The sequence below is a fragment of the Pseudoalteromonas atlantica genome (genome assembly GCA_007988745.1).
GTDB lineage: Bacteria > Pseudomonadota > Gammaproteobacteria > Enterobacterales > Alteromonadaceae > Pseudoalteromonas > Pseudoalteromonas atlantica.
The window spans coordinates 1-12,807 of sequence record BJUT01000079.1 but is presented as its reverse complement, the minus strand read 5'-3'; the positions used below and the strand labels follow the sequence as shown (position 1 = coordinate 12,807).

Genomic DNA, 12,807 nt, shown 5'->3' with positions numbered 1-12,807 from the left:
TCGCCCCTAGATTGAACAAATTTCAATCCGCAAAGATCAACACGCCCTTATACTTTTATAAAACTAAGGAGCCCCATGTTTTCACTATTTAAATCAGACCCGACAAAAAAACTACGCAAAGAGTACGATGCAAAGCTTGAGCAAGGCATGCAAGCACAGCGTAAAGGCGACATTAAAAGCTACGCCATGTTAAGCGCAGAAGCCGAAAAAATCTGGAGTGAAATAGAAGCGCTTGAGGCTAAAAAAGCCAGATAATACCAATCGTGTTAAGTAATTAGACATTTATAGCGACGGATAAATAGAGTGATAACAAGGCATAAATTTCGACATGTAGTTTTTCTACATGAGAAATTTATAACGCAGTTAACGCTTTATTTAGCACGCGAGAAAGGCTAAATATTTAAGTCGATTGGTATAAATATCGTGTCTGTACTGTTTTAAAAGTAGAAAGACGCGTTTAGTAAATAATTCATCACCTCGTTTTATAGCCTCCACCAGCCAAAAACCACCTTTTATAATAGGCTTGCATAAACAAATGTACTTAAAGCGGTTACTTATATTTTCGATGCAGTTTTTATTGGCGGTTAAATGATTTAAAAAAGGGGTTTGGTTTTCATTTTAAATCTTTAGCGCTGTATTTGCTTACTGCGCAGGCGTTTTTCCTCCTAAGTCAGAAAATGAGGACTCTTTCCTCTTTTCTGCATATTATTAAAAGAACAGCCTAACTTAAAGTTTAATACTCGCAATGTGTTACAAGATTTGTTATTAATATTAAAAATAAATAAGAGGACATACATTGCTCATAAAAAGAGGAAAGCTTCGTCTTATAAATCCGTTAAGTTGCATCAGGGAAGTTCCGTGTATTTTTATGTAGATGAAAGTGGTCAAACAGGGTTAGAATTGTTTGATAATAACCAACCATTCTTATACTACGGTGTTTTAAGTTCTGAATTTAACCTTGATGAAGTCAGTTTGCCTCATGTAGAAAAGCTTAGAAATTATTTGGGAGTTGAAAGGCTTCATGCAGCAGAATTAGGCAATGGTAGACTTGTTAGTATCGTAGATGATTTAGTAGCGCTTAAAGAAAAATACAATTTATCCTTTGATTTCTATCGAGTAACTAAAAAAGACCATGCGGCATTGTGTTTTTTCGATCAGGTTTTTGATCAAGGTAATAACCCTGCTGTACCCTGGAATGCTTATTGGACACCATTGAGATATGTTTTGGTTTCAAAAGTAAGTTTCTTATTCGATGAGGCTTTATTAAAAAAATCTTGGAAAGCACGGATTGCAATTAATAAAGAATTTGCAGAAAAAGAACTGATTGAAGTCTGCCAAGAATTACTTAATAGAGTTCATCATCTGCCAGATAAGCGCTCAATAGAAATTATTACTGATGCGCTGGAGTGGGCAATTGAAAACCCGAGTAAAATTTATTATCACGCCACTTCAAAAGAAGATAAGCTTCTGATATCTCCAAACCTTATTGGGTTTCAATCTGTAATGCTTGGTATTGCTACCCGATTAGAAAATACAAAATCAGAAGCTACAAAAGTAGTTGTAGATCGCCAGTCAGAATTTAATAAAGCTCAAGAATGGATTTCAGATTTATATCGAAATACCAAAAACTTAGATGAACCCATGGAGTTTGGCCCAGGAATGCCAACAATGGATTTAAGGCATATGCCATCAGTGCCAATTGAATGCACTCCTGGAACCGATAGTTCGGGATTAGAAATAGTTGATATTTATATTTGGATATTCAAGCGCCAAATGGAAGGTAACCCCCTTGCCACTGAGCTTTTTCCTTTGATTCACGGGCAAGCAAATGGCATGTTTAATGAAGTTTCTATACAGGCCCTAATGGAGCGCTGGGAAAAGTGGTTTCAAGAATTACCAATACCGACATCTGAACAAATAGAAAAGGGTAGAGAGTTGTTGGAAATTGATAAAGAAAGAAGAAAAAAGCATGTAAAGTCTGCAACTTAACAAAGCGTTATACGTGGGCTAATCCGTCGCATTTTTTAACCTATTAACAAGAAGAAATATGGATATAAAAGCAGTAAGAAAAGAAATGTTAAGTGAGCTGACTGATCAAGTTGGTGTTTACGCTTTATGTGATTTAGACAAAAGTCCAATATATATTGGGCAATCTACCGATGGAATAAGAGCAAGGGTAAATCGCCATTTGACGAGTGCTAGAAGCGATGTTATTGCGAATAGGCAGCTTGATATTTGGGAAATCTACGAAGTTTGGGCATGGCCAGTAGGAGAAAAACTCCCTAAAGGAACACCCAAAGCGGAGAAAGATAGGCAAAAACATAAAATAACAAGCTTAGAAAACTATTTAATAAGTTATTACAATTCAATTAGTCCATTAGTAAACGGAAAGCTACCAGTATCTACTGAAATAACTCCAGAGGTACCCGTTAAACAAACTGTACCGATTATGCATGAAGAAGAGCGATTACAGCGATTGGAACCATCGCGCAGATTACCGCGACAAATGGAGCACTTAACTAATCTATTTAGCCACATTCTTGAGGTAAAAAATAACCCAGAACAAAGACGTATGCTTAGGGTTCATTTCAATAGGACAGACAAATATTACAAAGGCTTTATGGCAGACTCAGGAGAAGACGAAGTGTAGATTATGAGGCCTCTTGGATAGGTTTGAGCAAATGCTTTTCAATCCAAGAAACAGCTGGAACTACTAAGCCATCACCAAACACATGATATGCATCATTATATTTGCTAGGTAGCTTATAATTATCCGGGACACCCATTAGTCTAGCGGCCTCTCTGCGAGATAGCAGTCTAGCTTTTACTTCGCCATTATCAACCAGAACTAAGGTTTGTCTGCTAGAACCTCCAGTGGGGGTTCTTAAGCACCCTGCGGTGCCATCAAACCTCACTTCAGCTCTTTGAAGTTTTTCTCCATTCTTTTGTTTTCTTACCCTTTTGTACAATCCTCCGACAACCAGTCCATTTTCCCTTTTAGCTTGATTAAGTTTTTCTAGATTTGTTTCGCTCATCATTGAGATGAGCTTCTTTACTTCTCCAGTGCCTAGCTCCTTAACATCAGTTGGATTTTCTTCAACAATATCAACTAAGTTTTTATCTCTCTTAGGAGGAGTTGGCATAGACCACCAGACCCACTTTTTCTGCAGTTTTTCTGGTAATGCAGAATGGGCTTTAATCAAATTAGAAGGGTGCCACTCAGGGTTAGGTTCTTTACTAATTAGAGTTAAAAATCGTGTTTTAGGGGTTTTTGTCGCGATTACAAACAGTCTAGGTCGTGATTGAGGTACAAATGAAGCACCATCTACTACAACGCCCCCAGTGTAGTACCCCAGACTTGAAAGTGCCTCAATTATAGCTTCAAAGTCTTTACCACCATGCGAAGTAATAGCGCCGACAACATTTTCAAGAACAATGATATTTGGTTGCCGCTTTTCTACCTTAAGGTCCTTTATAATCGACATTAGTTTTTTAAAGGTTCCACTGCGCTCACCATTTAAGCCAGCTCCGTTACCTGCTAATGACAAGTCTTGGCATGGGAATGAGCCCCATATAAGGTCTGCTTTACCGGGTAGATTTGATGCATTCAGTTTATAAATGTCTTCTTTTAAAATCTCATCATCTCCAAAATTTTCTATATAGGTAGAAACTTTTTTAGCACAAATATCATTGGCAAACTGGCATTTCCATTCACCACCTAATCCGAGGCGCGCCATTCCTCCTCCTGAAAAAAACTCAAAAAATTTAGGCATCGCTATTGCCCTTAATTTTGTATTCGGCAGTAAGTTCACATACACAATTGTGCACTCTTTCCTGATCATCAGTGCCAACAGGATAAGATGGGCATTTGCGACCAGAGACTACGCCATCATATGAAATTTGAACTTTGGATACAGGCTTAAATTCACCATCTCCCCAGTCCTCTAGACCTACAGAAACTTTATATGAAGTGCCCTTGGGATGCGGGGGGCTCGCCTCTATATCTTTCGATTTTTGGGGGTAGAATGTTCTGGGCACAGAGGTATAGACCTGAGTAGTAAGTGATTGTTGTATTTTACTATAGAGTCCTATAGGAATCTATAGTAAACTTTAGACTAAAAACTTATAACATGGGGCCGCAAGCGACCTCCGGTAGTTATCACTTTGGTTGCAAAAATCCGCAAATAAAGTGCCAAGTACCTCCCGCGGCTGAGCGCGGCGTTATGTGTATGAATGAGGTTATGCGAGCAGAAATTTAATGAGTGTGAATTTGAGAATAAATTATTAAGTCAGTGCTGTGAAGAGCAGAAATTAGCAGTTGTTATTTATTATCAAACACAATCCAACGCTCTTAAATGGATGAATACAAATATGTCTGCACTAGGAAATCATATACCTTTAAAAAGCATCATATCTCAACCTAATAAGTTGAAATAAGTTTTAATGTCAATGGCTTATTAGTTTTTTGTATTATCCATACAACTTGCTTACATAGACATTGCCCTTCCCCAATTTACTATACCTCTGGAGTATTTCCCTCATACACATTTGCAGGATTTATTTGCATTAGCAATGCTGGGTTGTCTATCGGTTTAAACCCGTATTGCGCATACAGGCCATGCGCATCAGAAGTGGCTAATAAAAAGCGCCTGAGCCCTTGCAGCTCAGTGTGCTCTACTATCGTTTTAACCAGTAACTTGCTCAGACCATTACCTTGCAAATCTGGGGTAATAAATACATCAGCCAAATAGGCAAAAGTGGCGTTGTCGGTTACTACGCGGGCAAAACCAACTTGCTCGTTATCAGCGCTGTAAACACCAAAACACATTGAGTTATCAATCGCTTTTTGCATCACGCTTTTAGGTATTCCTTTAGCCCAATAACTATTAGCAATAAAGTTATAAATAACGTTAAAGTTAAGCTTGCTTTTATCTGTGCTTATCGTGAAATTGTGGGTATTTACAGTCATAGTTTATTGTCTTTTAATCATAAAATTTGAATCAATAATCTTTAACATTTTTTAACTGTTTATCGTGTACTTTTGAAAGCAGCAATATCGAGCAAATAGCCCCAAGTAAGGCAATTCCCATATCAGATTGAGTATCCCATACGTACCCTTGCGTACCTAAAAATGCTTCTGCGTTTTCACCGCTTAACACTGCAACCCACCACTCTATTAGTTCGTAAAAAGCACTAAACGCTAAACATATCGATACAACAAACACATTTAGCCAGCCTTTACCATTGATTACGTTTTTACGTAGTAATATTTCACGCGCTAATAATGCAGGCACAAACCCTTGAAAAAAGTGCCCTATTTTGTCGTAGTTGTTACGCTCACTGCCAAATAAACTATCAAACCAAGGGACTTCGGCGTAGGTGTAATGCCCGCCAACCATTAGCACAATACAATGCGCTAATATAAAGCCATATAAAATGGGGGTGAGTTTAAAATGCTTATAGCTGCTTGCCATAAGCACTAAACCAATTATTGCGGGAATAACTTCAAGCAGCCAAGTAAACTGATCTTTTGGGTTAATTCCGGACCAAGTTAATACAATAAAAAACAGGCCAAGCCATAAATACTTCATTTAGAATCCTTGTCTAAATTGATTGAATTTACAGCATTTTATATCTCTAAATCGCCCGATGCTACCGATAGTTTGTTTTAGCGGTTAATCGATTAAATACGCGAGGAAAAAACCGTTTAATGGTCGGTGCCCAGCTACTTAGGCCTTTGCCAACAATCACTTCGTCTTTTTTATTATGAATTGCGAGGATCATTTTTTTAGCAGCTAGGCTTACATCCATGCCATTTTCTATTGAGTGCTCTGGCTTGTTTTGTGCTATGCCTTGCTCGTTTAACGAATTATGTGCAATGGCGGTTTTAATAGAGCCGGGGCAAATAGTTAAGCAATGAATATTATGCTCTGCAAGCTCTGCACGCAGGCAATCCATAAAACCCACTACTGCATATTTAGAGCCTGAATAGCCCGTTCTAAATTTAGAGCCTACTTTACCCGCAACGCTACTAATTGAGACTATTGTACCGCTTTGCCTAGCAACCATAGTAGGCGCTACCGCTTTGGTAAGTGCAATGAGGCCAAAATAGTTAACTTCCATTAATTGGCGGTAAACATTAAATTCGTTTTCTAAAAATAAGCTGCGCTGCGATACCCCACCGTTATTAATTAAAATATCGATAGCAGGTAATGTACACATTAAATCAGTAACCTGAGCTAAAACAGCTTCAGGCGCTGACAAATCAAGAGGCACAATTACGTGGCCATCCCCATGTAAGCTTTGTTTTAGTTCGTTAAGTTTATCAACACTTCTGGCTGATAAAATAACCTTGGCACCCAGTGCTGCAAACTGTATTGCGAGCTCTTTTCCAATACCTGATGATGCGCCGGTGATCCATACGGTTTTATTGTTGTATTGCATGGGTTATTTGCCTTTATTATTTTATCCGCTGCTAATAGCAATCGTGTTAAGTTTTATACGTTTATAGCGACATATATATGATTTATAACGCGGTTAACGCTTTATTTAGCACGCTAGAATAACTCAATATTTAAGCCGCTTAGCGTTATGCTTTGGTAGGGCCTGCTATGGCGTTAACTTCATGCTCTAGCGATTTATAAAGCCCCATTAAAAATAAAAACTCAACGGTTACATACAACGGGCCAATAATTAAGCCAATTAAATCATCTACAAACGCAGGCTTTTTACCCTCATAGTAATGGCCAATAAACTGCAGCACCCAGCCAAATACAAACACGCCCACACCAATACTTAACCAAGGCCAAAAAGCCATAGCAGCGATTGGCTGCGCTGCTAAAAGCAATATGGTAAACAGTACACCCATTATTAAACCAAGCGACACGCTCAGCATTAAGTAATACACCACGCTTGCAAAAACAAAAAGCTGCGCGCCATCAATAAGCAGGCTGCCAATGGGTATTTGAATACGCGCTAACAAGCACAGCACCGCAAATACAATAAGCGGAATACCAAAAAAATGAGTTAAAACATTGCGTTTAGAGCGATGGTACAAACCGTATGTACCAAGCTGTTGCTGTAGAGTTTTCATGTGTGTGCCTTTTATTGTGTTTTTTTACACTATATCAGGCTTTTAAAATATCACTCTGTCGGGGAGCCGACATTTACTGATTACAAAGTAGCTCTAAAGCAGATTGGTTTAAAATGGTCACTTTGTTATAACCGACCTCAATGAGTTGCTGCTTTGCTAATTTTTTTAGAATTTGATTGGCGGTTTGCCGTGTAAGGTAAGTCATATCAGCCAATTGTTGCTGAGACAAAGTAAACGTATGGCCATTACTATGCGCTAAATGCGCGCACAATATAAGTAAGCGTTTTGCAACGCGCTGCTCGGCACTTAATAGTGCGTGATCTTCCATGCTAGTAAACATAACTCGCAATTTTTGGGCAAGGAGTAACCCAAAGTCTTGCCAATAATGCGGGTATTGTTTTAACAGTTGCTCAAGTGCGCGTTGCCCAATAAAACACAGTGTTACATCGGTTTGCGCATAAACATCGTGCGTGCGCATTCCGCGGTCAAATAAAGTGACTTCGCCAAACCACAGCGAGGCGTCAACAAAGCTTAAAACAGCTTCTTTACCATTATTACTTACCCCACTAATACGCACCACACCACTTAATACAGCATAAATACCGTCGTGTTTATCACCTCGTAAAAAAAGAGATTGGTGCGCGCTAAGGCTTAAAGTTTTTGCGTGGCTTAGTAAAAACTGTTTTAAGTGTGCATCACGCTTAGAAAACCACTGCCCTTGTTCAATAATGTTACAATGTGCTTTACTTAATCCATTCATTGCATTGTGTTTATATGTGGTTGAAGCTCTATTGCCAACGACTTCGGCAAGTCTAAATTACTGGCAATAACAAAGTCGTTATACGCCTCATTACCAGAGAAAAACTCCGCAATAAGCGTTTTATTTTTATATACGTTCACTGAAACACCACTGCCCATACCACCAGCATTAATAATGTAGTAATAGTAATTGCCTTTGTTAAAAAACAAAATACTTTCGCCTACTTTCCCTATTTGACGATAGTAGCTACCAAATGGCTGCGCCGCAGTGGCCGTATACTCTAGGCCAATTTTTTGCTCAGTGCCATAACGATAAGTAATAGCTGAGTTATCATTGGCCACACACACAGACAAAATATTATCAGTGGGCTTTAGTGTATAAGTCACTTTTGCGGTTGGGTTGCGTATAACCTTTTGCATTTTTGCATTTATATATGCTGTTTCACCACGTTTACAGTGACTTGGTACAATTCCCTCTATTAGGCCTTCTACAACAAGGTGCTTTTGCTTAATAGCAGTAGCCGGTAAATTAGCGTTTTCGTTTTTAGCCACTGACGGCGTTTTACTGCTACTAAATAAACTCACTTCCTCATCGCAACCATTTAAAAAGAGTACGGGAATACAATAGCAAAAAGAGATCAATTTGAAACTCATACTAATTCCATCTAATACAACTTAACCTTAAAATAGCGGCAAAATTAAGCACTAGCAACCATTTAAAATGGTAAGTTTTATAATTCTTTTTTTTAACCATGTTATGCAAATATTGCTTTACTATTTAGTGACTTATTTAATATTTATTTACACATTAATTGGTTTATTTACGAACAATTCATAAACCAATTATTACCCGTATGTCTATTTTCAATATAGGGACAATAAACCCTCTTTTTATAATATTTAAACACAATAATTGCGAATAAGCATTGGCTAGCGAAAAGCAATGTTGGCTTTTATTAATACAAATTCGCTTGGTTAGGTAATTTATTTTAGGTAGGAGGCGCGTTGAATTTTAGGCAAAAATTTCATTGTTGAGCTTTCTTAAGCAGAACACTTTAACGTAGCAAGGTTTGCTTTGGGCTCTTTAGTATTAGCTAGAAAAGTTAGCGCATGCCTTTTAAAGGCATGCGCGGTAAATAATAAAGCGTTGTGACGCCTGAGCTAAGGCTAACCTAATCAGATGAAGAATCGTTTTCTTCACGCTTATATATGTAGGTTTGCTGCGTTTTAAAGCCAAAGCCTAATGTATCACTGTCATTTACAAGTTTAACTTTACCATCAACAACAGTTAGCCCTGGTCCGTTAATTTCAGGCGGTTTGATTGGGTTTACTGCGCCTTCACCAGTAAGGCTCGGGCCGATTAAATAAAACTGGCTTACTTGGCTAACAGGTATTGTTTCTTCGTACTCGTAACCACCACCTGGGGTACCCTCATCTGGGTCACCATCATCAGGTGTTGGCACATCACATAATCCATTATTATTAGCATCTATACATGAGTCGCCTTCACCAAAATACAACTGAGCGGTGTCGGGTACATCGTAGCTGGTAGTAAATTTAAGTTGGTCGTACACTTTTGTGCCATAGTGCAAATGAAAAGCGTACATTGCACCACCGCCTCCAGTTAAAGAACACTGATTTTTATCAGACTCTAGTGCAGGTGTAAACGATGTATAATAAGCTACGCCTCCTACTACGGTGGCTGCAGCCAATGATTTTTCACCATTATTTAGCTCATATCGCCACCCTTTAAAGCCTGCTAAATCAGCTTCAAGTTCTACAAACTCATCTACATTATCTAGTGCATTGCCAAATGGGTCGTCATTCATAAGCATTAAATCACTTGGCACTATGGGCTCTGGCGTATTTTGTGAATCGAAGGTTTTAGTTACGGTTTGTTCATCGCGAATCATGTAAAGGTGATCTTGCTCATTGGTTGCAAGCGGATTTGAGCGATTACCACTGCCTATCACGATTGCATCGTAAGGCGTATCTAATCGTGTGGTTATTTCTTCACCGCCATAGCTCGTTTTGCTCACTTTACTAAACATAGTACGTGCCACTAGTGGCTTGTAAAAAAAGCGTCGGTCTTGCGTTGCTAATGAACTGCCAAGCTCTGCTAATTTGTAATGAGAAAAACTATTTTTGTCTGAGCCTGGCATATCCACACGCCAAATATTACCCCCCGTATCGGTGGCATATAAACGGTCAATGTAACCATCATAATCTGAGTCAAGCGTTGCTATATCAGCAGCTATACTGTGCTTACCTTGGAAATTGTTATCCTCGGGCGTTAACGCCCATACTCTTTCACCGGTTTTAGCCTTAACAATGTAAATGCCCGTGCCTGATTCATCCTCGCTACGAATCGCGTTGTCTTTGTTTGTATCGTATCCGCCACCAAATACCAGTAAAGGCTCATCTCCAAACGCTTTAATATAGGCTATTTGTGGTTTTGACCAGGTTTGAGCTAGGTATTCAAACCCATCTGAGCCGCCTACAATAGGCTTACTCCAAAGCTGTTTTGGCTTATCTGGTGAGCTAATATCAAGTGCATAATAGTTTTTACCCCCGCGGCGCATGCCAGCAAATGCCCATACTTCATCACCTTTAGTGGCATCTATTACTCCGTCATTTAAGCCGTCACTGTTTAAACTTTTATTGTTAAAAAACACACTAATAGGCCCATCCATACCATACACTTTAGTATTGGCTTGATTTGTACGAAGCGCAGGTATGTTTTTTAACAGCTCAGCAGGCATAAACGCCCACTCCTCTTCAATGCTGTTACCTTTATCGTTAAACATGTGCAAAAAGCCAGCATTAGTGCCCACTAAAATACGTATGTTGCCATCACCATAATCAATAGATACCGGTTTAGAATGCAAAGGATCACCAAAAATATTGGCACGCTGATCTACTGATGAGCTATCGCTATCTTCGTTATCTACATCCATGCCTCTTGCCCAATTAATATCATTGCGCGAGATAGCAATATCAGTACCCGGTATGATGCCACCTATGGCGTCTGACACTATATTTAAAATTTCTTTAACTCTATCAAAGGTAAAATCAACAATACTACCGTCCGAATCTATATACAGTTTGCGGCTTTGTGAGTCTAAGCTTGAAAGTAAGTAGTTTACGCCCCCTTGTGCGACTAAATTACCATCGGCCGGTTTATTTGAAGGTAGCCAAAACGTGCGAGCGTCTTCTTTAATTAGGCCGTCATCACCTATTGCCTCACGGCCTGTGGAGTCAACTATGTTAGAGCCCGACATAACTAATTTTTTTAAATTGCCGCCCCAACGAGCCCCGGTCTCTGGGTAAAACATAGCAAAATAGATTGCTTCTCGGCTGCGGGTTTGGTCAACGTTATTACTGGCAACCGTAGGCGATGAAAAGCTATCGTTTACTTCGCGTATTCTAGAAATAGTATTATTTAATGCTTCAGAGAGCTCTGCTGAGGTATCTGCGTGAAGGTACTCGCCACCACCTAGTTCAGCGGTTTTTTCAAGAAGCGTTTTACCTTTGCTACTCATGCCACTACCAAAACCAATAGTAAATACGCGGCCTGTGTCTGCCACTTCCGGTGTGTCTTCGTAAAGATCTATTTCAACATCTTGTGTACCATGAATTATTTGCGCTAATACCGCTAAATAACTGTTACTTGTTTTACTTGGGTTATAACCAAATTTTTGCTTGTATAAATCTTTAATATCGTCATTGCGGTTATTATCCTGAGTAGGGTCGCCGTCGGTCATTAATATTAAATTTATAGAATTATCACAGCGCTCTTGCGAACCATATGCCTGTCTAAACGGCGATATATAATCAGGGGGCGTTAAAGGGTTGTCATTGGTCTCTACACTAAAGTCACGTTGATTGGTATTTTGTCCATACCAAACGGTTTGGCCTGTCATATAAAGGTAGGCTTCCCATAAGGTTTCTGTAACGGGGGTGTTACCGCTAGCAGGTAGCTTTTCAATTTGGCCTAAAATAGTGTCATGTGATGAGCCTAAACCAGCCATAATATAACCACCGTTGTTACCATTAAAACGCATTAAACCAAAGTCAATGGCGCTATTATCATTAACCAGTTGGGTCATGGCATCTTTAGCTGCATCTATTTTTTTAGGTCCGTTGTAAGGAAGCTTACTTCCCATACTTCCGGAGGTATCAAAAATAATCACAACACGGGGGTTTTCATCGGTTTCTACGTTATGGTTTACGTATAGCTCTATATCTTCGGCGGTTGCAGAGAGGCTTACAGTTGCTGCAAAAAAAGATGCAACAATGCGATTGAAGGTAAGTTTCATTTCAAATCCTTTTATCTGCGCTAAAATCACGCAGTTCCATTAAAAGTGCAGTTACTTATTTATTTTTAGTTTTAATTAGAAAAATGCACAAAGCAGCTAAATGCTATTAAACATAAACTTATTTACAAAGATTAATATTAACTGAATTTGCTATATTTTAAGTACTTTAATGAAAATAGGCGCAAATATAAAGAAATTTAATACCCTTAGAGCATTTTATATACGCATCGCCATTAGTAAAATATCCCGATTTTAAAAACAATTAACCCTGCAATTCTCGGTTAACCTTACTTGCAATGGTGTTATTACCATATTTTAAGTTTAAAACCCCCTATTAAAATAAGTATTTAAGTGAGAACACACATTAAACCCGCTTAAAAATTAACAACTCACATTGGTTAATTTAAAAAATAAAAACTAAAAAGCCCCCGCGAGTTATAAACTCGCAGGGGCTTTTTAAGTGCTAAGTAATAAATTTATAACGATAAATCTTCTTTAGCACGCGTTAAATTATGAGATACCAATGAGTTTTTAGAGATTTGATACGCTTCGTATAAATCTGAAAGGCCTGCGGTGTCTTTTTTGGCCATCATGCGGGCTACACCACGGTTACTTAATGCAAACGATGTAAGTTCA

Annotated in this window: 11 protein-coding genes; 3 read left to right on the top strand and 8 right to left on the bottom strand. The window is 38.7% G+C overall.

The window, feature by feature from the left end; genetic code table 11:
- Window positions 1-75: 75 nt before the first annotated feature.
- From PAT01_RS18980 to PAT01_RS18970, 3 genes are all read left to right on the top strand, one after another.
- Window positions 76-255 carry a DUF6435 family protein gene (locus PAT01_RS18980; RefSeq protein ID WP_029772742.1) on the top strand — a complete coding sequence of 60 codons (180 nt, stop codon included), beginning with the start codon at window positions 76-78 and terminating at the stop codon, window positions 253-255.
- A 603-nt stretch (window positions 256-858) separates the two neighbouring features.
- Window positions 859-1,989, top strand: coding sequence for a DUF3800 domain-containing protein (locus PAT01_RS18975; RefSeq protein WP_154946004.1), 1,131 nt, complete (start codon window positions 859-861; stop codon window positions 1,987-1,989).
- 58 nt (window positions 1,990-2,047) lie between these two features.
- On the top strand, window positions 2,048-2,650 hold the full coding sequence (locus PAT01_RS18970; RefSeq protein WP_138577927.1) for a GIY-YIG nuclease family protein: 603 nt from the start codon (window positions 2,048-2,050) through the stop codon (window positions 2,648-2,650).
- 1 nt (window position 2,651) lies between these two features.
- On the opposite strand, the gene PAT01_RS18965 is transcribed toward PAT01_RS18970, so the two are convergent.
- The 8 genes from PAT01_RS18965 to PAT01_RS18925 form a co-directional block, all read right to left on the bottom strand.
- The gene (locus PAT01_RS18965; protein WP_138577925.1) at window positions 2,652-3,773 is read right to left on the bottom strand and encodes a DNA cytosine methyltransferase; all 1,122 of its coding nucleotides are present in this window, start codon (window positions 3,771-3,773) and stop codon (window positions 2,652-2,654) included.
- Between the two features lie 743 nt (window positions 3,774-4,516).
- Window positions 4,517-4,969, bottom strand: a complete 453-nt coding sequence (locus PAT01_RS18955) for a GNAT family N-acetyltransferase (protein ID WP_138577922.1) — start codon at window positions 4,967-4,969, stop codon at window positions 4,517-4,519.
- Window positions 4,970-5,000: 31 nt separating this feature from the next.
- Window positions 5,001-5,591 carry a DUF2238 domain-containing protein gene (locus tag PAT01_RS18950; RefSeq protein WP_138577920.1) on the bottom strand — a complete coding sequence of 197 codons (591 nt, stop codon included), beginning with the start codon at window positions 5,589-5,591 and terminating at the stop codon, window positions 5,001-5,003.
- Between the two features lie 61 nt (window positions 5,592-5,652).
- Window positions 5,653-6,444, bottom strand: a complete 792-nt coding sequence (locus PAT01_RS18945) for an SDR family oxidoreductase (RefSeq protein ID WP_138577918.1) — start codon at window positions 6,442-6,444, stop codon at window positions 5,653-5,655.
- 145 nt (window positions 6,445-6,589) lie between these two features.
- Window positions 6,590-7,093 (bottom strand): Mpo1 family 2-hydroxy fatty acid dioxygenase, encoded by a 504-nt coding sequence (locus PAT01_RS18940; protein ID WP_138577916.1) that lies wholly within the window; start codon window positions 7,091-7,093, stop codon window positions 6,590-6,592.
- A gap of 73 nt (window positions 7,094-7,166) precedes the next feature.
- Window positions 7,167-7,853, bottom strand: a complete 687-nt coding sequence (locus tag PAT01_RS18935) for a Crp/Fnr family transcriptional regulator (RefSeq protein ID WP_024033419.1) — start codon at window positions 7,851-7,853, stop codon at window positions 7,167-7,169.
- Window positions 7,850-8,506, bottom strand: coding sequence for a hypothetical protein (locus PAT01_RS18930; protein WP_024033418.1), 657 nt, complete (start codon window positions 8,504-8,506; stop codon window positions 7,850-7,852). Before PAT01_RS18930 ends, PAT01_RS18935 begins: the two co-directional genes overlap by 4 nt.
- A 518-nt stretch (window positions 8,507-9,024) precedes the next feature.
- Window positions 9,025-12,171, bottom strand: coding sequence for a PilC/PilY family type IV pilus protein (locus tag PAT01_RS18925; RefSeq protein ID WP_154946003.1), 3,147 nt, complete (start codon window positions 12,169-12,171; stop codon window positions 9,025-9,027).
- Between the last annotated feature and the right edge of the window lie 636 nt (window positions 12,172-12,807).